At 67.5% G+C, this 21,768-nt stretch carries 21 protein-coding genes; 9 read left to right on the forward strand and 12 right to left on the reverse strand.

The window, feature by feature from the left end:
- Nucleotides 1-55 precede the first annotated feature (55 nt).
- The 6 genes from EGY25_RS08325 to EGY25_RS08350 all read right to left on the reverse strand — a co-directional run bounded on the left by EGY25_RS08325 (nt 56) and on the right by EGY25_RS08350 (nt 5,359).
- Entirely contained in the window at nt 56-676 is a 621-nt protein-coding gene (locus EGY25_RS08325; protein WP_135194535.1) for a hypothetical protein, read from the reverse strand.
- Nucleotides 677-738: 62 nt separating this feature from the next.
- A complete protein-coding gene (locus tag EGY25_RS08330; protein ID WP_135194536.1) occupies nt 739-1,137 on the reverse strand; it encodes a phasin family protein in 399 nt (132 codons plus the stop codon).
- Nucleotides 1,138-1,205: 68 nt separating this feature from the next.
- Nucleotides 1,206-1,979: a creatininase family protein gene (locus EGY25_RS08335; RefSeq protein WP_135194537.1), complete on the reverse strand. Its 774-nt coding sequence runs from the start codon at nt 1,977-1,979 to the stop codon at nt 1,206-1,208.
- A gap of 49 nt (nt 1,980-2,028) precedes the next feature.
- Nucleotides 2,029-2,658 (reverse strand): TetR/AcrR family transcriptional regulator, encoded by a 630-nt coding sequence (locus tag EGY25_RS08340; protein ID WP_135194538.1) that lies wholly within the window; start codon nt 2,656-2,658, stop codon nt 2,029-2,031.
- On the reverse strand, nt 2,658-4,268 hold the full coding sequence (locus tag EGY25_RS08345) for a DHA2 family efflux MFS transporter permease subunit (RefSeq protein ID WP_135194539.1): 1,611 nt from the start codon (nt 4,266-4,268) through the stop codon (nt 2,658-2,660). Before EGY25_RS08345 ends, EGY25_RS08340 begins: the two co-directional genes overlap by 1 nt.
- Nucleotides 4,265-5,359, reverse strand: a complete 1,095-nt coding sequence (locus EGY25_RS08350) for an HlyD family secretion protein (RefSeq protein ID WP_135194540.1) — start codon at nt 5,357-5,359, stop codon at nt 4,265-4,267. Before EGY25_RS08350 ends, EGY25_RS08345 begins: the two co-directional genes overlap by 4 nt.
- A gap of 233 nt (nt 5,360-5,592) precedes the next feature.
- Here EGY25_RS08350 and EGY25_RS16775 point away from each other — a divergent pair, with 233 nt between their 5' ends.
- Genes EGY25_RS16775 through nth form a run of 3 tightly spaced genes read left to right on the forward strand, consistent with a single transcriptional unit; the run spans nt 5,593 to nt 7,552 of the window.
- Nucleotides 5,593-5,769, forward strand: a complete 177-nt coding sequence (locus EGY25_RS16775) for an FAD-dependent oxidoreductase (protein WP_245159471.1) — start codon at nt 5,593-5,595, stop codon at nt 5,767-5,769.
- Entirely contained in the window at nt 5,700-6,809 is a 1,110-nt protein-coding gene (locus EGY25_RS08355; protein WP_245159399.1) for a flavin monoamine oxidase family protein, read from the forward strand. The genes EGY25_RS16775 and EGY25_RS08355 overlap by 70 nt, the downstream gene beginning before the upstream one ends.
- A complete protein-coding gene (gene nth, locus EGY25_RS08360) occupies nt 6,806-7,552 on the forward strand; it encodes an endonuclease III (RefSeq protein ID WP_135194541.1) in 747 nt (248 codons plus the stop codon). Before EGY25_RS08355 ends, nth begins: the two co-directional genes overlap by 4 nt.
- On the opposite strand, the gene EGY25_RS08365 is transcribed toward nth, so the two are convergent.
- Nucleotides 7,549-8,418, reverse strand: coding sequence for an ATP-grasp domain-containing protein (locus EGY25_RS08365; RefSeq protein ID WP_135194542.1), 870 nt, complete (start codon nt 8,416-8,418; stop codon nt 7,549-7,551). The two genes, nth and EGY25_RS08365, sit on opposite strands and share 4 nt — an antisense overlap.
- A gap of 92 nt (nt 8,419-8,510) precedes the next feature.
- Here EGY25_RS08365 and EGY25_RS08370 point away from each other — a divergent pair, with 92 nt between their 5' ends.
- Nucleotides 8,511-9,527 (forward strand): adenosine kinase, encoded by a 1,017-nt coding sequence (locus EGY25_RS08370; protein ID WP_135194543.1) that lies wholly within the window; start codon nt 8,511-8,513, stop codon nt 9,525-9,527.
- Between the two features lie 160 nt (nt 9,528-9,687).
- Here EGY25_RS08370 and EGY25_RS08375 read toward each other — a convergent pair whose 3' ends face one another.
- A complete protein-coding gene (locus tag EGY25_RS08375; protein WP_135194544.1) occupies nt 9,688-10,806 on the reverse strand; it encodes an aromatic ring-hydroxylating oxygenase subunit alpha in 1,119 nt (372 codons plus the stop codon).
- Between the two features lie 346 nt (nt 10,807-11,152).
- On the opposite strand from EGY25_RS08375, the gene EGY25_RS08380 reads away from it, so the two are divergent.
- The 3 genes from EGY25_RS08380 to EGY25_RS08390 all read left to right on the forward strand — a co-directional run bounded on the left by EGY25_RS08380 (nt 11,153) and on the right by EGY25_RS08390 (nt 14,866).
- Complete coding sequence (locus tag EGY25_RS08380; protein WP_135194545.1) at nt 11,153-12,103, forward strand: alpha/beta fold hydrolase; 951 nt, start codon at nt 11,153-11,155, stop codon at nt 12,101-12,103.
- A gap of 106 nt (nt 12,104-12,209) precedes the next feature.
- Nucleotides 12,210-14,285 carry a transglycosylase domain-containing protein gene (locus tag EGY25_RS08385; RefSeq protein ID WP_135194546.1) on the forward strand — a complete coding sequence of 692 codons (2,076 nt, stop codon included), beginning with the start codon at nt 12,210-12,212 and terminating at the stop codon, nt 14,283-14,285.
- Nucleotides 14,285-14,866: a hypothetical protein gene (locus EGY25_RS08390; protein WP_135194547.1), complete on the forward strand. Its 582-nt coding sequence runs from the start codon at nt 14,285-14,287 to the stop codon at nt 14,864-14,866. The genes EGY25_RS08385 and EGY25_RS08390 overlap by 1 nt, the downstream gene beginning before the upstream one ends.
- A gap of 9 nt (nt 14,867-14,875) precedes the next feature.
- On the opposite strand, the gene EGY25_RS08395 is transcribed toward EGY25_RS08390, so the two are convergent.
- From EGY25_RS08395 to EGY25_RS08405, 3 genes are all read right to left on the reverse strand, one after another.
- On the reverse strand, nt 14,876-15,595 hold the full coding sequence (locus tag EGY25_RS08395) for a M48 family metallopeptidase (protein ID WP_135194548.1): 720 nt from the start codon (nt 15,593-15,595) through the stop codon (nt 14,876-14,878).
- Nucleotides 15,561-16,841, reverse strand: a complete 1,281-nt coding sequence (locus tag EGY25_RS08400; protein WP_135194549.1) for a polyhydroxyalkanoate depolymerase — start codon at nt 16,839-16,841, stop codon at nt 15,561-15,563. The genes EGY25_RS08395 and EGY25_RS08400 overlap by 35 nt, the downstream gene beginning before the upstream one ends.
- 247 nt (nt 16,842-17,088) lie before the next feature.
- Nucleotides 17,089-17,712: an SCO family protein gene (locus EGY25_RS08405; protein WP_135194550.1), complete on the reverse strand. Its 624-nt coding sequence runs from the start codon at nt 17,710-17,712 to the stop codon at nt 17,089-17,091.
- A gap of 44 nt (nt 17,713-17,756) precedes the next feature.
- On the opposite strand from EGY25_RS08405, the gene EGY25_RS08410 reads away from it, so the two are divergent.
- Both EGY25_RS08410 and EGY25_RS08415 read left to right on the forward strand, forming a co-directional pair.
- Entirely contained in the window at nt 17,757-19,208 is a 1,452-nt protein-coding gene (locus tag EGY25_RS08410) for an ActS/PrrB/RegB family redox-sensitive histidine kinase (RefSeq protein WP_245159400.1), read from the forward strand.
- Nucleotides 19,209-19,295: 87 nt separating this feature from the next.
- Nucleotides 19,296-19,850, forward strand: coding sequence for an ActR/PrrA/RegA family redox response regulator transcription factor (locus tag EGY25_RS08415; RefSeq protein ID WP_135194551.1), 555 nt, complete (start codon nt 19,296-19,298; stop codon nt 19,848-19,850).
- Between the two features lie 9 nt (nt 19,851-19,859).
- On the opposite strand, the gene EGY25_RS08420 is transcribed toward EGY25_RS08415, so the two are convergent.
- Entirely contained in the window at nt 19,860-21,710 is a 1,851-nt protein-coding gene (locus EGY25_RS08420) for a DNA polymerase III subunit gamma/tau (RefSeq protein WP_135194552.1), read from the reverse strand.
- Between the last annotated feature and the right edge of the window lie 58 nt (nt 21,711-21,768).

Consider the following 21,768-nt stretch of genomic DNA (forward strand, 5'->3'; position numbering starts at 1 on the left):
TCCGGTCTAAGCTGGGGTCGCAAGCGCTGCGCTGGGTAAGTCCGCATGGCCGCAGCTAGTCGGCTTCATTTTTGCGTCGGCCCTCCGCCAATAGCGCCTGATTGCTCTTGCTGCTCCAGAACGCAGCTACGGTGATGCCTGCTGAGATATGACCGACAATGAAAGCGCTTAACCAACGCAACCGCTTGATGCGGTCCCGGTCATCCCGGATCTCGAACTCTTCGTAGTCTTCCGAATTGATCCGCAGCATCTCATCGACCAGGGCCCTGTCGAGTACAAAAGAATGCGCTGCCTGATTTCGTATTTTATTGAGACGCTCGATCGACGGAAGAAGGATCGGGTCGTGCGCACCCAAGCCCATCAAATAGGCGATCTCAACCTTCTGGTGAAACGAAAATCGAACGTGCTGAGGCTCCACTAGGATTGAGGATGTACACCTGATGTACTCGGTGATGGCGTGTTCGACGATCAAGTGTGACTTGAGAACGGCATATTCTAGATGGTTCGTTCTTGGAAACTCGGCCTTGATCAGATTGTGAAGCGTGTCCGAGACCTCCCGAGCGAGGCGCATCCGCTCTTCGTCAGACACGTGGTCGCCGCCAACCCTGAAGACGCCTTCACGGTGAAAGCTGTGGGCGGTTTCAAGTGTCGGCCGTGGCGTGCGGGACTGCCGCAATGGAGACTCCTGTAGCTGATTCTGGCGTATGCGGCGCCCGCGCTCCGCTTTGCCTGTAGGCGCTAGCTCTTCTTGCGCAGCCGTTTCGCGTTGGCCGTCGCCGTCTTGTGGATGGGGGCCAGGGCTTCCGCCTGGGCCTTCATCAGTTCGCCGTTCAGGGTCATGGCCTGGGCCGCCGCCCGGCTCCACCAGCCCATAGCATAGCTGAACTGGGCCTCGGCCGCCTTGGCCGGGGTGCGCGCCTGGGTGACCGCCGCCGCCGCCCGCAGCGCATGCGCGCCCTCGTCCATCGCCGCCCGTCCCAGCCGCTGGCCTATGGCCCCGGCGCTGGCGGCCATGGCGTCGGCCGAGGCGGACAGGGCCTCGGTCTTCTCCGAACTCATCAGCGACAGCTCCTTCAGGTCCTGACCCTTGGCGCTGGTCAGCCCCTGAGCTATCAGGCCGGTGCGGACCGCGATCACCTCGGCCGATGCGGCCAGAATCTCGGCGCCGACGATGGCCGCGTTGGCGGCTGTGGGGGTCTTGCGGGTCAGTGAGGACCTCCGGCTTCAGTCTCTGCGGCGAAGGCCGCGATGTCGCTCAACAGGGCGGGGATCGCCGCGTTGATGATCTGCTGGCCCTTTTCGGGACTGGCCTGGGCCGGGTCCGAGCCGATCCGGCCGTCGGGGAAGCGGGCGCGATAGTCCAGGGCGTCACGGATCGGGCCGTTGGGCGCGATCTGCGGGCTGTAGTCGGCCGTCTTGATCCGCTCGGGATAGGCGGCCTGCGTCACCGCGATCTCGGACGGGGTGGCGTGCATCCCATGGCCGGTCGGAAACAGGCGAGTGCACAGACCGTGCACGCCCGGCAGGTCCCACCAGTTCTTCAGCTTCAGGATAAAGGGCGGTTGATCCTCGACGAAGCTCCACTCGGCGTAGATTTCCGAGATGGTCGCCTCGATGGTGGCGACATTGCCGCCATGCCCGTTCAGGAAATAGATACGCTCGAACCCGTGCCGGCTCAGCGACGACACCCAGTCCGTGATCGCGGCCATGAAGGTCGAGGGGCGCAAGCTGATGGTGCCGGCGAAGGCCAGATGGTGCTGGGCCATGCCGATGTTGAAGGTGGGGGCCACGATCAGGCCGCCATCGATCTTCTCGGCCGCATGGGCGATGATCTCGGGGCACAGCCAGTCGGTGCCCAGAAGGCCCGTCGGTCCGTGCTGCTCGTTGGAGCCGATGGGCACGACCACCGTCTTCGACAGGGGACCGCCGTCGTTCAGCCGGGCGTCGATCTCGGGCCAGGACGACAGATGGATCAGCATGGCGACACTCTCAGGCTACGAAAACACCAGCGCTTCTAACGCCGCGGGGTCAAGAAGTCTTCGCTTTGGCCAAACGCGAGGGTGGAGACGCATGGGCGACGACGAAGATGCGCGCCGCCTCCCTGGCCCGCGCCCGGCGCTTTTCGGGCGCCAACTGCGGCACGTCCAGCATGGCGCGCAGATGGCCGTGGCCCAGCACCAGGCCGGCGAACATCTCGGCCGCCTCCTCGGGATCGGAGACGTTCAGCCGCCCCAACCGCGTCTGTTCCGCCAGCCAAGCGGCCAGCTCTCTCAGGCTGCGACGCGGCCCGGCCTCATATATGGCGTGGGCGATCTCGGGCGCCTCGACCGACACCAGGGCCACGCCCCGCATCGATCCGACCTTGTCGGCGCTGCACACCCGGTTCAGCAGGGTCAAGGCCAAGGTCTCCAGCACCGTCTGCGGATCGCCGGCGCCGCGCAACGGGGCGATGATGTCCTCGACCCGCTTCGACGCCAGGGCTTGGGCGATCTCCAGCTTGGAGGCGAAACGGTTGTAGACCGTCTGTTTGGACACGCCGGCCAGCTTGGCGATCTCGTCCATCTTGGCCTGCAGCCCCTTGTCGGCGAACAGGGTCGCGGCGGCGTCCAGGATCGCCTCGCTCTTCTTTTCATCGACCTGTCCGCGACGGCGCGCCATCAATGGACGTCCGAGGGCGGCGCGCCCGCCTGGGCCTTCACCGGTTGCGCCGCCAGGGTGACGAAGGCCGCGCCGGCGCAGAGGATGCCCAACAGGGCGAAGGCGTCGCCAAAGGCCATCGTCGTCGCCTGTTTCTGCAACAGGCCGTAGATGGCCTTCATCGCCGAGGCGGCCGGGTCGATGGAGCCGGAGAACCGCAGCGCCATTCCCGCCAGCATCTGCCGCATCGCCTGGTCGCCCTGGGTGATGCCGCTGGTCAGTTCGGCCATGTGCAGGGCGGTGTTGGTGGTCAGGCTGGTGTTCAGGATCGCCAGGCCGAAGGCGCCGCCGACGTTGCGCGCCAGATTGACCAGGCCCGAGGCGTTCTTGACCATATGCGGCGGCAGGGTCGCCATCGTCACCTGTTGCGAAGCGATCATGGCCAGCATGACGCCCACGCCCCGGAAGGCCTGGACCGAGGCGAATTCCCAAAAGCCCCAGTTCTGGGTGACAACCCGCGCCTCCCACATGCCCCAGGCGCACAGCATGAAGCCGCCGAACATCAGGATGCGCGCGTCCATCTTGCGCACAAGTCGCCCGGCGAAGGGGGCGGTGGCGAACATGGCAAGACCCGAGACGACCATGGTGGTGCCCACCTGGGACGACGAATAATCCAACACCCGCCCCAGGAACAACGGCAACAGGAAGGTGCCGCCGAACAGGGCGAAACCGACGATGAAGGTCATGATGAAACCGACCAGGAAGTTGCGGTTGCCGAAGGCGCGCAACTCCACGATCGGCTGGCGATAGGTCAGGGATCGCCAGACGAACACCGGCCCGGCGACGGCCGCGACCACCGCAAGAAGAAGGATATGGGTGTCTTCGAACCAGTCGTTCTTGGCGCCCTCCTCCAGCACGAACTGCATCGACATCAGGAAGGCGGCCATGAAGCCCAGGCCCAACCAGTCGAACCCTTTCGCCAGCGTCGGATCGCCCTTGTCGAAGTTGCCGTACCGCCCGACCAGGAACAGCACCAGCAGGCCCGGCCCGACATTGATGAAGAACAACCACCGCCAGCTCAGCCACTCGGTCAGGTGTCCGCCCAGGGTGGGTCCGACAGTCGGCGCCAGGGTGACGATCAGGCCCATGACCACGCTGGCGGTGACCCGCTTGTCCGGCGGGAAGGCGGTGAAGGCGACGGCGAAGACGGTCGGGATCATGGCCCCGCCGACGAAGCCCTGGATCGCCCGGAACAGGATCATCATGTCGATGGACGACGACAGGCCCGTGGCGATGCTCATCAGCACGAAGCCGGCGCACGAGGCCAGGAACAGCCGTTGCGTCCCCCACAGCCGCGACAGGAAGCCGGACAGGGGAATCATCACCACCTCGGGGATCAGATAGGCGGTCTGGATCCAGCTGATCTCGTCGGCCGAGGCGCCCACGCCAGCCTGGATCTGGGGCAGGGAGGCGGCGACGATCTGGATGTCCAGAATGGCCATGAACTGGCCCACCACCATCCCGGCGAAGCCGAGCAGCAGCATGGTCCAGTTGATCTCGGGATGGCCGGCGACGGGGCCCTTGGGCGCGGCAGGGGCCCCGCCATCTGCGGCGGGGACGGCGGCGGTCACTGGCCCGCGGCTCCCGTCGTCGCAGCCCCGATCGCGGCTTCGCCGAAGCTCTGGCCGCCCTGGCTCTTCAGGTCGATCTTGACGTCCACCGACAGGCCGGGACGCAGGGCCAGACTGCGGTCGGCGCCGCTGACCACGATCCGCACGGGCACGCGCTGGGTGATCTTGGTGAAGTTGCCGGTGGCGTTCTCGACCGGGATCAGGGCGAACTCGGAGCCGGTGGCGGGGGCGAAGCTGTCGACGCGGCCCTCGATCTTGCGGCCGGGGAAGGCATCGGCCGAAATCTCGACGGTCTGGCCCAGACGCACCTTGTCCAGCTGCGTCTCCTTGAAGTTGGCGACGATATAGGTCTGGGTCAGGGGCACGATCGACAGCAGCTGAGTGCCGGCGTTGACGTACTGGCCGGCGCGCACGCTGCGGGCCCCGACGACGCCCGCGGCGGGGGCGCGGATGACGGTGCGCTGCAGGGCGATGCGGGCCTGATCGACGACGGCGCGGGCCTGTTCGACGGCGGCGACGCTCTGCTGGCGGGTCGAGCCCAGCACGCCGGCGGTGCGCTGTTCGGCGACCAGGGCGGCCTGGGCCTGCTGAACGCCGGCGGATGCGGTGGCGGCCGAGGCGCGCTCGGTCTGGATGCGCTGCTGCGACACCCAGCCCTGTTCGGCCAACTTGCCGTAACGATCGACCTCGGCGCGGGCCAGACCGGCCTGGGCGTTCGCCTGGGTCACGGCGGCGGCGCGGGCGGCGATGGTCGCCTGTTCCTGCTCGGCCTGGGCGTCGACATGGCCGACGGAGGCGATGGCCGCCGCCAGATTGGCCTCGGCCTGGGCCAGTTCGGCCTTCTGATCGGAATCGTCCAGCTTGACCAGGATCTGTCCCGCCTCGACGCGCTGGTTGTCGCCGACCAGAACCTCGGTCACGCGCCCGGAAAGCTGCGGGCTGACCAGGGTGGTGTCCGCCTGAACGAAGGCGTTGTCGGTGGTCTCCCAGCGCTGGCCGTTCACCCACCAGATGACGCCGCCCACGATCAGGGCGAGGCCGACGATGACCGCCGCGAACAGCGGCAGGCGTTTCTTGAGTTCAGGCGACATGGGACATCCGGGGAGGGTGCGACGTTTTGAAGCGGCGCTAAAATGGACCCCGCCGTCCAAAAATCAATGACCAATCGTGTGAATGTTTGAACGCTTCCACGGCGGCCGGGAATTTCGTGTATCTTTCCCGCTGCATGACCGATCTCCCCAAGGCCTCGAATCCTCTCCCGTCACAGGTCGATGTCGTCGTGATCGGGGCCGGCGCGGCCGGGATCGCCGCCGCGCGCCGCCTGATGCGGCCCCATCTTTCTCATAATGGCTTGTCGATCTTGGTGCTGGAAGCCCGCGACCGGATCGGCGGCCGCGCCTGGACGTCAGGGCCGAGGGCGAGGGCCTGGACATGGGGTGCGGCTGGCTGCACTCGGCCGACGACAATGTCCTGGCCGGGCGGGTCGAGGCCGAGGGGCTGACGCTGGACCAGACCCCGCCGCCCTGGCGCACCCAGGCCTTCGACCACGAGATGACCCGCGCGGATCAGGCCGCGTTCGGAGAGGCCTTCGCCGCCTTCGACCAGCGCGTGACCGAGGCGGCCGCGCGAGGCGAGGACCGCCCGGCCGCCGACTTCTTCGATCCTGACAGCCGCTGGAACGCACGCATGGACGCCATCTCCGGCGCCCTGAACGGCGCGCGGTTCGGCGAAGTCTCCAGCCTGGATTACGACGCCTATGGCGACACCGGCGTGAACTGGCGGGTGCGCGAGGGTTATGGCCGGTTGATCGCGCGCCTGGGCGAGGCCGCAGCGTCGGTCACGGTGACCGACTGCGCCGTGCGTCGCATCGACCGATCCGGCCCCTTGCTGCGGCTGGAAACCAACCGGGGCGAACTGACGGCGCGGGTCGTGATCCTGACCGCGCCCAACAGTCTGATCGCCAGCGAGACCATCCGCATCGACCCGCCCGTTCCCGCCCTGCTTGAGGCGACGGCGGGCGTGCCGCTGGGCCTTGCGTCCAAGGTACATATGACGGTGCGCGGCGCGGGCGACTTCCAGCCCGACACACAGCTATGGACCCGCACCGACACGGCCCAGACCGGCGGCTATCACCTGCGACCGTTCGGGCGGCCGATGATCGAGGCCTATTTCGGCGCCGACCTGGCCTGGGGGCTGGAGGCGCAGGGGCCTGCCGCCCTGTTCGACTTCGCCCTGTCCGAACTGGTCGCGGCCCTGGGCTCGGACATGCGCAGACGGCTGGAGGCGGTCGCGGTCAGCGGATGGGGCGTCGATCCCTGGTCGCGCGGCGCCTATTCCCACGCCCTGCCGGGCCATGCGGCGGACCGGGCGAAACTTCGCACCGCAGTCGAGGACCGCATCTTCCTGGCCGGCGAGGCGACGGCGCCGGTCTATTACGGCACGGCGCACGGCCCCTGGATGGAGGGGCGGCGCGCAGCCGACGCGGCCCTGACTGTCCTGGGCCTTGACCCACGTCGCGACGACGGCGACAGCGAGGCATGAAGCCCGCCAAGGCCAGGAAGCCCGCTGCAAAGCCCGCCAAACGCCCGTCCATCATGACCGGCGCGGCCATTCCCGTGCTGCGCTGGCCGCCGGACGAGGATCGTGTCGAGACCATCTTCGAACGCCTGTCCGGCGTCATGCCCGACCCCAAGACCGAGCTGAACTTCTCCAACCCCTACACCCTGGTCGTCGCCGTCGCCCTGTCGGCCCAGGCCACGGACGTATCGGTGAACAAGGCGACCGACCGGCTGTTCAAGGTCGCCGACACCCCGGAAAAGATGCTAGTCCTGGGGGAAGAGGGGCTGGTTCCCTACATCGCCTCCATCGGCCTTTATCGCGGCAAGGCCAGGAACGTCATCGCCCTGAGCCGTATCGTGCTGGAGCAGCACGGCGGCGAGGTCCCGCTGAACCGCGCCGACCTTCAGGCCTTGCCCGGCGTCGGGCGCAAGACGGCCTCGGTGGTGCTGAACGAACTGGGGATCGAAGCGGCCATCGCCGTGGACACCCATGTCTTTCGCGTCTCGCACCGGCTGGGCCTGGCCAACGCCGCAACGCCCGACAAGGTCGAGGCCCAGCTGTTCAAGGTCGTGCCGGAGGAATGGCTGCCCAAGGCCCACCACTGGCTGATCCTGCACGGCCGATACACCTGCACAGCCAAGAAGCCCAATTGCCTGTCCTGCCTTATCGCCGACCTGTGCCCGTCGCGAGCGGGGCTGCTGGCCCTGGGCGAGGCGCGGACCTAGCCCAGCCGTTTGGCGACGGCGCGAGCGAAACCGGAGCCGTCGGCCGGATCGTGGTCCAGGTAGAAGTCGGGCTCGATCAGTTCGGCCTCCATCAACACCCAGGCGCCCGCGTCGTCGCGGGCCAGGTCGATGCGGGCGTACAGCAGCGGCTCGTCGATAGCCGCCAGCACCTGCTGCGCCAGGGCCATGGCCTGCGCATCCGGCGTCACGGCCGTATAGAGGCCGCCGAACTGCGTCTGGATGCGGAAGTCGCCGGGGACCGGGCGTTTGTTGACGGCGTGGCTGAACCGGCCGCCGAAGAACAGCAGCGAGGTCTCGCCCTCGGTCTCGATGGATTTCAGATAGAACTGGATCATCGCCGCGCCCTCGGGTGCGTCGCTCAACGCCTCGCCGGGCGTAACGCGCAGGGTCCGAAACGCCCCGGCGGACACCGTCGGCTTGACGATCAGCACCGGCGCGCCGGTCTGGGCGAAGGCGGCCTCTACCTGATCCTGGGTCACGCCGTCGGTCCAGCGGGTCGGCGCAATGGGCACGCCCTTGTCCGCCAGCCTCGCCAGATAGGCCTTGTCCGAGTTCCAGCGCAGCACTTCGGCCGGATTGGCCACCGGCAGGCCCACTTCGGCCCAGGTCGAGCAGGCCTTCAGCCAGCGTCCATGATCGCGGTGATAGCCCCAGGCGATGACCGGCAGGATCAGATCATAGGCCGCCAGACCCGAGGCGTCCTCCGCGTGATCGGTCCAGGGCGTCGGCGAAACCGTCGCGCCGGTCCCTTCCAGCGTCGCCTTCAGCCGCTCCAGCACATCGGGCCAGCGACCGATGTAGGAGCGGTCGGACGGATCGGGGATCAGGACGGCGATCTGGGTCATACGCTACTCATACCGAAGCCGCCTTGGGCATATAAGGGCTTCCTTATATGATTTTGGGTGACGCGGGGTCGTTCAGCCGCTAAGGCGCGACCATGACCCAGAACACCGCCCAATATGACGTCTGCGCTGTCGGCAACGCCATCGTCGACGTGCTCAGCCCCTGCGACGCCGCCTTCCTGACAGCCCAGGACCTGGCCCCCAACTCGATGCAGCTGGTCGACGCCGAACGCAGCGCCGGCCTGTATGACGCCATGGCGCCGGGGGTCGAGGCCTCGGGCGGATCGGCCGGCAACACCGTGGCGGGGGTCGGCTCGTTCGGCGGTCGCGCGGCCTATATCGGCAAGGTCGCCGACGACACCCTGGGCGAGGTGTTCAGCCACGACATCCGCGCCGCCGGCGTCCACTTCGCCACCCCGGTCCTGACCGGCGGGGCGGACAAGGGCTTCGGCACCGGCCGCTGCCTGATCAACGTCCTGTCGGACGGCGCGCGAACCATGGCCACCTTCCTGGGCGCCGCCAACCAGCTGTACGCCGACGACATCGACGAGGCCCTGATCGCGTCCAGCGAGATCGTCTATCTGGAAGGCTATCTGTTCGACCCGGCCCCGGCCCGCGCCGCCTTCGAGCGCGCCGCCGCCGCCGCGCACAAGGCGGGCGGCAAGGTCGCCATCACCCTGTCCGACACCTTCGTCGTCGCCCGCTGGCGCGCCGAACTGCTGAGCTTCATCGAACACTCGGCCGACATCGTCCTGGCCAACGAGGCCGAGCTGGGCGCCCTGTTCGAGACCGAAGACTTCGACGCCGCCGCCGCCAAACTGGCCGCCATCGTCGAGATCGCTGCCGTCACGCGCGGCGAACACGGCTCGGTCGTGATTAAGGGCGAACAGCGCGTCGTCGTCGCCGCCTATCCGGTCGCCAAGGTGATCGACACGACGGGCGCCGGCGACCAGTACGCCGCCGGCTTCCTGCTGGGCGTCGCGCGCGGTCTGACGCTGGAAGAGGCGGGCAAGCTGGGCTCGCTGGCGGCGTCGGAAGTCATCGCCCACTGGGGCCCGCGCCCGATGGTGAAACTGGCCGAGCTGGCCGGTGAAGCCGGGTTGAAGATCTAGAAATCACCGTCTCCTCCCCACTGCGTGGGGAGGTGGCGCGGCGCTTCTTCAGCGCCGTGACGGAGGGGTTCTTCAACGCATCACAGGCGCCGGCGGGACTTCAAGAGCCCCTCCACCGCTTCGCGGTCCCCTCCCCACAAGTGGGGAGGAGAATCGGGCCTCAGCTCTTCCACCTCAGCGTCGTCGGCTGGATCGGGTTCACGAACGCCCGGTCCTCCGCGCGGCTCTTGGCCCACTCGCGCTTCAGCTGCTGATACCATTTCGCCTGTCTGTCGGCGTCGTCGATCCAGATCAGGGCGGGGTCATACCGCAAGCCCTCGTTCTGCAGGTTCACCATGCCGCCGTCCTGTTTCAGGAAGGCGACAACCCCCATCCGCAGGAAGGGCTTGGCCAGGTCGAAGACCCAGTGGTCGGACCAGAAGATCTGGGTGATCCGCGTCTTGGTGTCCGTGATCGGCGTCAGGCAGGTCAGGGCCAGAACCTGTTTTTCGCCCACCTGAATATGCTCCCAGCGGAAGCCGGGCAGGCGAAAGGTGATCTCGGTCGCCGGCGCCCCGCCCAGGATCTTGTAAAGCCGGCTGTTCGATGACGGCGCATGGCGCACCATGGCCCAGCCGAACTCGGTCGGCGCGAACGCCTTGGCCTTTTCGTGCATCGAATGTTCGGACCGCCACCACCATTGCTGGTGGACGTAAGGCCCATGGGCCGGGTCCATCAGACCGACGACGGCATGGTCGATATGGCTGTCGAAATCCATCGCCTCGACCAGCTTGGCCTCACCGCCGACCACGCCGGGGAAGACCGGCGGCTCGTGGTCCGGCTCCATCGGATTGCGGGCGTCCGACGCCATCCACACAAACACGATCCCCTGGCTCTCGCGCACCGGATACGACCGCACGCGGATGCGGTTCGCCTCGAACGCCTGGTCCTCGACCAGCGAAGGGATGGCGGCGCAGACCCCGTCGGTGCGGAAACGCCAGCCGTGATAGGGGCATTCGACCGTCTCGCCCTCGCCGGGCTTCTCCACCAGTTTCCCGGCCGAAAGCGGCGCTGCGCGGTGGGGGCAGATGTCGCGCATCGCATAGACCTGGCCCGCGCGGGTGCGGCCGACCAGCACCGGCTCCCCCATGATCTCGTAGCGTTTCAGGCTGGCGGGCGCGACGTCGCGGCCCAGGGCGACGAAATACCAGGCGTCGGTGACGAACCCCTTGCCGAACGGACTGACGGCCGTCTTGGACGGGGCGGCTTCGGCTTGCGGGGACGGGACGGGCGCGTTCATCCGCGCTGTTTAACAGCGTGGGCGTCGCAGCCATAGAGGGCGTGCGCCGAGGCAAGCGGGAGGATTTGTCCATGCCTCCATGCTTTCGTCATCCTCCGGGCCGCGCAGCGGAACCGGGGGACCCAGCGGCGCGCGGGAGCGCGAACCTGCCGCAGACTCGACCTCAACGAAGTGCGGCGGATGCATCGCCTTCGGCGCCGCTAGGTCCCCCGGGTCTGCGCCGCGAAGACGCGGCTTGCCGGAGGATGACGAAAGGGGGAGCGGTCGGGGTCTTTCTCAAAGCATCTCGGACGGTCTATCACTCTCTCGAAGAACGCCGCTCAGGTCGTCCAAGGGAAGTTTCGCCATGTTCCGCATCCTCGCCATCGCCGCCGCCATGTTGGGCGCGCCGGCTATCGTCTCGGCCCAGGACGGCCACGGGACGCACCCCGAACATGGCCACAGCCACGCCGCCTTCGTCTCTGACCGCATCCATGTCCGCGTCGACGGCGACACGGACGGTCGCGACATCATCCTGATCCCCGGCCTCAGCTCCTCGCCCGAGATCTGGCAGGGGACGGTGGACCATCTGACGGCGCAGGACGGCGTGGGCTGGCGCGTTCACCGCATCCACGTCCAAGGCTTCGCCGGCGCGCCGGCCGAGGGCAACGCCCAGGGCGCGACGCCCAGCCCCGTGGCGGCTCCAGTCGCCGAGGAAATCGCCCGCTACATTCGCGAGAACGGGCTGATCAAGCCGGCCGTGGTCGGACATTCGATGGGCGGGACCATCGGCCTGATGCTGGCTGCACGCCATCCCGACAGCGTGGGCCGGCTGATGGTCGTGGACATGATCCCCTTCATGGGGGCGATGTTCGCAGCGCCCGGCGCGACGGCCGAGAGCGTGACCCCCGTCGCCGACCAGATCTGGACCGCCCAATCCAGCAGCCCGCGCGAAGCCTACGTCGCCCAGGCCACGACCAGCATCAACGGCATGATCAACACGGAAAGCCGCCGCGCCGAGGCGCTGGAGGACATGCGCGAGAGCGACCAGAAGGTCTCCGCCGCCGCCTTCCGCGAACTGGTCACCACCGACCTGCGTCCCGAACTGTCGAAGATCACCGCCCCGACCGAGGTGCTGTACGTCAAGTTCAACGATGCGCGCATGACGCCCCAGATCACCGACGCCATCTATCAGGCCTCGTTCGCCACTCTGAAAGGCGTCGAACTGAAGCGCATCGACGACAGCGCCCACTTCATCATGTTCGACCAGCCGCAGGCCTTCTACGCCGACCTGGACGCCTTTCTTTCGGCGAAATAGCCGCTCACGATCCCGTGAAGTCGGCGGGACCGTTTCGGCGGTCGTTCATACGCGATACACAGCCTTTGAACGAAAACCCGCCCAGAGCGGCATCTGAAGGATAGTCATGGCGGGTCCAGTTAACGCGGGCGGACAACAGGCGCAGGGCAAGCCTCGCCGGTCGGCCTGGCAACGGCTGTTCTACTGGAGCGCGGTGCTGGCGGTCTGGGGGCTGATCTTCCTGGTCGTCTTCTTCGCCGTCTTCGCGCGCGGCCTGCCGGACACCTCCAGCCTGTATCAGGTCGATCGCCAGCCCTCGATCACCTATCTGGACCGTAACGGCGCCCTGATCGCGACCCGAGGCACGCAGATGGCGCCGCCCGCCGATCTCGACAGCCTGCCCGACTATGTGCCGGCGGCCTTCATCGCCATCGAGGATCGTCGCTTCTACAACCACCCCGGCTTCGACCCGATCGGCATGGCCCGCGCCATGGTGACGAACATGCGCGCCGGCCGCGTGGTTCAGGGCGGCTCGACCCTGACGCAGCAACTGGCCAAGAACCTGTTTCTGACGCCCGACCAGAACATGCGCCGCAAGGTGCAGGAGCTGATGCTGGCCGTCTGGCTGGAGATGAAATTCTCCAAGAAGGAGATCCTGGCCCTCTATTTGAACCGGGTCTATTTCGGCGCCGGAGCCTATGGGATCGAGGCGGCCTCGCAGCGCTATTTCGACAAGTCGGCCAAGAACCTGACCGTGGGCGAGGCCGCGCTTCTGGCGGGCCTGCTGAAGGCGCCGTCGCGCTATTCCCCCGTCTCCGAGAGCGAGCGCGCTGCCGCCCGCGCCACCGTCGTCCTGAACGAGATGGAAGAGGCCGGCGTCATCACCGCCGCCCAGCGCGAACAGGCCGTGACCCAGCCGGTCATCGTCTCGCGGACGCTTGCGACCCAGCACGCCCAGTATTTCATCGACTGGCTGGACAAGTCGATCCGCAGCCTGGTCGGCGAACCGACCGAGGACATGGTCGTCGAGACCACCCTGGACCTGACGCTGCAGACCTCGGCCGAACGGTCGGTGCGCCGCATCCTGGACCGGGACGAAGGCAAGGGCGTGCAGCAGGCGGCCCTGGTCGCGCTGGACGGCGACGGCCGGGTGCGCGCCATGATCGGCGGCGCCTCATACGCCGACAGCCAGTTCAACCGCGCCGTCGATGCGAAGCGCCAGGCGGGTTCGGCCTTCAAGCCCTTCGTCTATCTGGCGGCGGTCGAGGCCGGCTATACGCCCCAGACCCCGGTGGTCGATCAGCCGATCACCATCGGCAACTGGTCGCCCCGCAACTATTCCGGCGCCTTCAGCGGCAACATGACCCTGGCCCAGGCCGTGGCCCAGTCGACCAATACGGTCGCCGCCTATGTCGCCGATCAGGTCGGTCGCGACAGCGTGGCCCGCGCCGCACGCCGCCTGGGCATCGAAAGCCGCATCGGCCTGGAACCGGCCATGGCGCTTGGCGCCGTCGAGGTTTCGCCGCTGGAGATGGCCACCGCCTATGACGCCTTCGCCAATGGCGGACGCCGCGTGGACGCCTATGGCATCAGCCGCATCCGCACGCCCCAGGGCCGCGTCATCTATCAGCGCCAGACGGGCCAGAGCGGCCAGGCGATCAACAATCCGTCGCTGTATTACATGAACCAGATGCTGCGCGGCGTGGTCTCCAGCGGCTCGGGTCGGTCGGCGGCGATCTCGGGACGCGACCTGGCGGGCAAGACCGGCACGACCTCGGACTACAAGGACGCGTGGTTCGTCGGCTACACCGGCGGCTTCGTCACCGCCGTCTGGGTCGGCAAGGACGACAACACCGCCATGCGCGGCGTGACCGGCGGCTCGTCGCCCGCCGCCATCTGGAAGGGCTTCATGGAGGCGGCCCTGCCGCGCCTGAACGCTCCGCGCATCCCCGACGGCCCTGCGATGCCCGAGGGCTGGGTCGCGCCCGATCCGGTCGGCGACCTGATGAGCGGCCTGGACCAGAACGGCCTGCCGGTCGAACCCGTCGATCCTCTGCTGGGCCAACCCTATGTCGAAGACCCGGAGGCGCCGATCCAGCAGCCGTACTCCAACCAGCCGACCGTCCGCCCTAACGATACACCGAACCAACAGCCTGAAGGACGACCGGCGCCCGAACGCAAGGGCGACGCCCTGTTCTTCTGATGAGAACGCTCTCAAAAGGCTCCAAAGCCTTGATCGGGCTTGTCGTCGGATCCGTCGGCGTGGTCGGCATTTGGCTGGCCGCTCAGATATGGCTGGCGTTCGACCACGACCTGCGAGGCAAGATTCTCGGCCCGGATCATTCGGCGACTATTCAAACACCCAATGGCGCTCGCGTGAAGGTGACGATGGTCGTGTCTTCGCCCTTCGGACGATCCGAACACCAGCGCAAGTTGGAGATCCAGCACGGCGACAGGCGGTTGGGGGTGAATCTGGTGGATGATTGGGGACCTGCTGCCCGCCTTAGCGTCTATCAGACCGACCAGAACGGCATCGCTATTCTGGGGGCGGAATTTGAAGAGGTGTTCTTCACTCTCGATCCGCTCAAGCAAACACCGCAACCCAATAATTCGGATTCCGGGCGTTGGACCTACCTCGGAGCTTTCGATTTGCGCCGCTCAGATGACAGCGAGAGCAAGACCTTTAATTTCAATAGCGATCCGTCCGCCGAATGCATTCCGATATTGATGGGAGGTGAACCGGGCGGTCCCTATCGCACTGCCTTCTATCAACGATCCTGCTGAGGCTTTGAGCTACCGCCCCACAGCGTGAAGCGCCCCGCCGTAATCCTTAAGCCATTTGCGCCAGGGCTTGTGGTCCCCGACAAGTCGTTCGACGACGGACCAGTAGGCCGGGCTGTGGTCAGCGTGGACCAGGTGGGCGACCTCGTGAGCGGCCAGGTAGTCGATGACCGGGGGCGGGGCCATGATGACGCGCCAGGAATAGCGGATGGTGCGGTTGTGCGGACTGCATGAGCCCCAGCGCGACCGGGTGTCGGCGATCGACATCTTCACCGGCTTTTGCCCCAGGGCGCGCAGGTGGTGGTCGGTGCGTTCCAGCAGGGTGTCGCGCGCCTCGCGCTTCAGCAGGTTCTCGACCCGCCGCGCATAGGCCTCGCCTTCGCCCCCCGAACGGATGACGGTTCCCTCTTCGACCAGCCGCGCCGCCCCGGCGCCGGGTACGGCCTCCAGCCGCACAGGCCGGCCGCGCAGGGAGATGACCTGACCCGGCTCCAGCGGCCGACCCTTGGGCCGCACCGCCAGCCGTTGGCTGATCCAGACGGCCTTGGTCCGGGCGAAGGCGACGGCCTGGATGAGGCCGCGCTCGGTCGGGGCGATGACCACGGCCTCGCCCGCCCGCGCGTCGATCCGCACCGACAGGCGCCGGGCGCGCGGATTGACGGACAGTCTCAGGACGGGACCAGGCCCGCCCCCTTCGTCAAGCGGCAGCCGCTGATCGTTGCGGTACGCCACCGACAGCCTCGTTCTTGGCGATGAAATCGCGGACGCGGGGATAGATCTCGTCACGGAAGCGACGCCCGTTGAACACGCCGTAATGGCCCACGCCCGGCTGGACATAGAGCACGCGGCGATCCTCCGGGATGTTGGGGCACAGACCGTGCGCGGCCTGGGTCTGGCCGACGCCCGAGATGTCGTCCTTCTCGCCCTCGACCGTCATCAGGCCGATGTCGGTGATCTTGGACAGATCGACCTTGCGTCCGCGATGCTCCAACAGGCCCCGCGCCAGCAGGTGCTGCTGGAAGACGATGTCGATGGTCTGGAGATAGAATTCCTCGGTCAGGTCCAGCACCGACAGATATTCGTCGTAGAACTCCTCGTGCTTGTCGACCCCGTCGCCGTCGCCGTCGATCAGACTGTTGAAATAGTCCCAGTGGGCGTCGCGGTGGCGCGCCTCGTTCATCGACATGAAGCTGTAGAGCTGGACGAAGCCCGGATAGACGCGGCGACCGAACCCGGAATAGGGCAGGGGCACGGTGTGGATCATGTTGGACTTGAACCAGGTGAAGGGTTTCTCCTCCGCCAGCTGGTTGGTCACGGTCGGCGACAGGCGCGCATCGATGGGCGAGCCCATGAAGGTCATGGACAGGGGCCGGTTCTCGTCGCCGTCCTCGGCCATCACCGCGCCGGCGGCCAGGACCGGCGGGCCGGGCTGGCACACGCCGACGACATGGGCGCGCCCGCCGATCTCGGCCAGCATCATACGGACGTGGTCGATATAGTCGAAAAAGTCGAACCGACCCTCCAGCATCGGCACCTGCCGCGCATTGATCCAGTCGGTGACATAGACGTCGTGGTCTTGCAGGAAGGCCTCGACCGTGCCGCGCAACAGGGTGGCGTAGTGACCCGACAGCGGGGCCACGATCAGGACGGCAGGCGCAGCGACGGGTTTTCCCGCCCGTTTCAGGTCGCCGATGTTGCGTGCGAACCGGACCAGGCGGCACCAGGGGCTCTGCCAGATCACCTGTTCGGTGGTGCGGACGGTCTTGCCGCCGACATCGATGGTTTCCAGCTTCCAGTCCGGCTTGCCGTATCGCCGCGTGACGCTCTCGAACAGCTCGGCCGAGGCGTAGGCGGTGCGCCCGATCGCGGTGTCCGCCGCCAGATTGAAGGGCGAGGTCCAGAAGCGCCGGGCCATCTGGGCGCCGACCCGGAACGGCAGGGCCGATTGGTAGGCGAGTTCATGAAATGCGTAGAGCATGACGATCCGTTACGGCCCATCGCCGTTTGTGCAGGGCAACATATAATGCATCACCCTGCAAAAGGATTATGAGGCGACGGAATAGCCCTTAGTCGGACGCGCTCCAACGACACCCCGTCATCCTAGGCCTCGTGCCTAGGATCCAGACTCCCGGTGTCGGAAAGTCCGGGCCGGCGTCTGACTATCAACGGCCGCGTTCGAATCTATGGATCCTGGGCGCAAGCCTAGGATGACGACCAGTGAGGGCTTATCCCCGCGCGATGGCGTCCTCGATGATCTTGGTCGTCTTGTCCGGCCCCATCCCATAGGCGACGGCGGTGCGGAACTTGCCGTCCGGCCCCATCAGATAGACGGTCAGCGAGTGGTTCATCGTATAGGCCTCGCCCTCACCGACCTTCTCATAGAAGGCGCGGTAGGCCTTGGCCGCCGTCGCCACCTGTTCCGGTGTGCCGGTCAGGCCGATGGTCCCCTTGGGAAAGCCGTCGGACGACAGATAGTCCTTCAGCGCCTGGGGCGTGTCGCGCTGGGGGTCGACGCTGACGAAGACGATCTGCAGATCCTTGGCCTTTTCGCCCAGCCGCTGCTGCACGACGGCCATTTCCGCCAGGGTCGTGGGGCAGAATTCGGGGCAGTAGGTGAAACCGAAGAAGACCAGGCTCCACTTGCCGTTCATCATCGTCTGATCGACCGGCTGTCCGTCCTGATTGACCAACTGGAAGTCGCCGCCGACCAGGGGCTGGCCGGTCGATGTGATCTCGGCGCCGTTCGATGTCGGCGTGCGGCCGCTCACCACCACCACGGTGATGATGGCCAGGGCCACGGCGATGGCGATACAGGCGCCCGCGAACAGCAGGATGGAACGACGCGGCATGACGGCCTCTCACGAAACGGATGTGATCGGTCTATAGAAGCGGTGTGACCCCGACAGAAGCCCGCAATGCGCCGCACGGCGCATCATATTCCGAGCCGTTGAACGGCTGGAGCGACGCACCGCGCCGCGGCCGGGGCTTTTCGCTGCGCACCCTGATCGTGCTGCGCTGGCTGACCATCATGGGTCAGAGCGCGGCGATCCTGACGGCCTATCAGGGGCTTCACTTCCCCCTGCCGCTCTGGCCCTGCCTGATCGTCATCGCCATCAGCGCGGCGGTGAACGTGGGGGCCATGGCGCGGGTGCGGCGGCTGGACGCCAGCCTGCCGGACGGGCGCCAGACGGCGATCCACCTGGGCTTCGACATCTTCCAACTGGGGATTCTGTTGGGTTTGACCGGCGGTCTGGAGAACCCCTTCTGCCTGCTGTTGGTCGCGCCCGTGACCATCGCGGCCGCGGCCCTGCCGGGGCGCCAGGCCCTGATGCTGGGTCTACTGGCCCTGATCGCGGTCGGGGTGCTGTTCTTCTGGTCCGAGCCGCTGCCGTGGCGCCCGCACGAGAACTTCCACCTGCCGACCCTTTATCGGCTGGGCATGGCCATGGCCCTGGTGACCGGGGTGGTCTTCACCGCAGGCTACGCTTGGCGGGTGGCGGCCGATGCCGAGAAACTGGAACTGGCCCTGGCCACGACCCAGGATGTGCTGCAACGCGAGCAGCGCCTGGCGGCCCTGGGCGGTCTGGCCGCGGCGGCGGCGCACGAACTGGGCACGCCGCTGGCCACTATTCAGGTGGTGGCCAAGGAGCTTCAGCGCGCCTCGGCCCCCGACAGCGACGCGGCCGAGGACGCCGCCCTGATCCTGCAACAGGCCGAGCGGTGCCGGGGTATCCTGACCCAGCTGTCGCAACAGCCCGAGGGCGACGACGCCCTCTATGCCGACGTGTCGCTGAAGGCCCTGCTGGAAGAGGTGGTGGAGCCCCACCGCGGCTTCGACCTGGCGTTCGAGGTGCTGGTGAAGACCCCGCCCGGCCAGCCCGCGCCGCGCGTGCGCCGCCTGCCCGAGGTGGTCCACGGCCTGTCCACCCTGGTCGAGAACGCCGCCGACTTCGCCGCGACCACCGTGCGGGTCCAGGCCGTGGTCGACGCCGGCTGGATCGAGATCGACATTCTCGACGACGGTCCCGGCTTCGCCAGCGACATCCTGCCCCGCCTGGGCGAGCCCTATGTGACCAGCCGACCCCAGGGCAAGGCCCGCCAAGCCCTGGCCGCCCAGATCGCCGCCGCCGCCCGTCCCTCAAAACGCTCGACAGCCGAAGCCCCCATCGCCCCCAGCCAGGGCGGCATGGGCCTAGGCTTCTTTATCGCCCGCACCCTCCTGGAACGCACCGGCGGCTCGGTCAGCGTGGGCCAGGGTCTGCCCCAGTCCGAGGCCAGGGGGGCGTCACGCGGCGCCCGCGTGGCCGTGCGCTGGGCGCGACCGGCGCTGGAGGTCGCGGCATGACCGGATTGGGTCTTAGCGTCGCAGGCGGAACCTTGGCCTTGACCCACACGCTACCCGTCCCGACTTGAAGCGGCAGGAGAGAACCGAATGTCCGAACTAGAAGCCCGCATCGCCGCCCTGCCCGATAAGTCCCTGCTGCTGCTGGACGACGATCAGGCCCTGCGCACCCGCATGGGTCGCGCGCTGGAGGCGCGCGGCTTTCAGGTGACGACCGCCGAGTCCGTCGCCGAGGCCACCCAGTTGCTGCGCGACAAGGCCCCGGCCTTCGCCGTGCTGGACATGCGGTTGGAGGACGGCAACGGCCTCAAGGTCGTCGAGGCCGTGCGTGAAAAGCGCGAGGACGCCCGCATCGTCATGCTGACCGGCTACGGCGCCATCGCCACGGCGGTCGCGGCGGTCAAGGCCGGCGCCGTCGACTATCTGTCCAAACCCGCCGACGCCGACGACGTGGTCAAGGCCCTGCTGGCCACCGGCGATTCGCCAGAGCCGCCCGAAAATCCCATGAGCGCCGACCGGGTCCGCTGGGAGCATATCCAGCGCGTCTACGAGCTGTGCGACCATAATGTCTCGGAAACCGCCCGGCGCCTGGGCATGCACCGCCGCACCTTGCAACGCATCCTCGCCAAGCGCGCGCCGCGATAACGCCCCGCCTCAGTCGTCGTCATCCTCGACCACGTCGGGGATTTCCGGGGTGACGACGGTCGGGGCGATGGTTTTGATCTCGCCCAGCTTGGCGCCGGGGAAGGCCAGCATCACCGCCTTGATGAAGGGGTTGGCCTCGACCTCCGCGCGTTCGGCGGCGCGATCCTTTTTCTGGCGTTCGATCACCGTCTCGGCGCCGCCCTGGCCGTTGGCGGCGATCAGCCAGGTGCGGCCGGTCCATTCGCGCAGGCGGGCGGACAGTTTGCGCGCCAGTTCGATGGGCGCCCCCTGGACGCTTTCATAGACGATGGCGCCGGGCTTGAACGAGACCGGTTTCACATACCGTTCCACGTCCATCTGCAGTCCGACCTCGCGCTTCTCGCCGATCAGGGCCACCACCTGTTCGAAGGTCTGCGGATCGGGCAGGGCGGGGGCCATGACGGGGCGAGCGGCCAGTTGCGCCGATGGTCCACCGCCGCCGCCACCGCCGCCACGCGGGGCCGAGCCGCCGCCCAGCGGTTCGCCCGATTGCAGCCGTTTCAGCGCCTCCTCCGGCCCGGGCAGGTCGGCCGCATAGGCCAGACGCACGATGGCCATCTCGACCGCATCGGCGGGATTGGGCGCGCGCCGCACCTCGTCCAGCGCCTTCAGCAGCATCTGCCAAGTCCGCGACAGGGTCGCCGCCGGAATGGCCGCGCCCAGGGCCGCCAGCTTCTGCGCCTGGTCATTGGGCAGGCGGGTCGCGTTCGGGCCCAGCATCTTGGCCACCGAGGCCGCGTGGCAATGCTCCAGCAGGTCGTTGGTCACCTGCACCGGATCGGCGCCGAAGCCGTACAGGGTGCGGAAACTCTCCAGCGCCTCGGGCGTGCGGCCGGCCATGACGCTCTCGAAAAGGGCGATGGTCTGGGTCCGGTCGGCTAGGCCCAGCATGTCGCGCACGGTCTCGGTCTTGACCGTCTCGCCCCGCTCGGCCTGGACCAGGGCCTGATCCAGCAGGGACAGACCGTCGCGCACCGACCCCTCGGCCGCGCGAGAGATCAGGGCCAGGGCGTCGGTCTCGATCTTCATGCCTTCACGGTCGGCGATCCGACCCAGATGCTCGACCAGGATTTCCGGCTCCACCCGGCGCAGGTCGAAGCGCTGGCAGCGGCTCAGGATCGTCACCGGCACCTTGCGGATCTCGGTGGTGGCGAAGATGAATTTGGCGTGGGGCGGCGGCTCTTCCAGCGTCTTCAGCAGGGCGTTGAACGCCTGCGTCGACAGCATGTGGACCTCGTCCAGCACATAGACCTTGTAGCGCGCCTCGACCGGCGCGTAGCGGACGCTCTCCAGGATGTCGCGGATGTCGTTGACGCCGGTGTGCGACGCGGCGTCCATCTCCATCACGTCCATATGCTGGCCGGCCATGATGGCGGCGTCGTGCCGGCCGTGGGCGGTCAGGGTCAGGGATGGCCGGTCGATGGTCTCCGTCTCGTTGTTCAGGGCGCGGGCCAGCAGGCGGGCGGTGGTCGTCTTGCCGACGCCCCGCACCCCGGTCAGCATGAAGGCGTGGGCGATGCGGCCGGTGGCGAAGGCGTTGGTCAGGGTGCGCACCATCGCCTCCTGCCCGATCAAATCCTCGAAAGTGCGCGGCCGATATTTGCGCGCCAGCACCTGATAGGCGGCGCCGTCATCGACGTGGGCTTCGACATCGGCATGTGCGAGGGCGGGCTTGGCGACGACGGGCGCAGCAATGGGCGCCGCGACCGGCTCAGGCGCCGCAGCGGGCGCGCCGAACATGTCGTCGGTGTTCTCGTCGCGCTGAACGACGTCGTCCTCTTCCCAGGGCGGGCCGTCGAGATTCGTGTCGCTGTCCGTCATGCGAGAAGTCTTACAGCGGGTGAGAGGCGGCGAGAAGGAGTTCCCATCGTCCTTCTCC

This window comes from Brevundimonas intermedia (genome assembly GCF_004614235.1).
Taxonomy (GTDB): domain Bacteria; phylum Pseudomonadota; class Alphaproteobacteria; order Caulobacterales; family Caulobacteraceae; genus Brevundimonas; species Brevundimonas intermedia_A.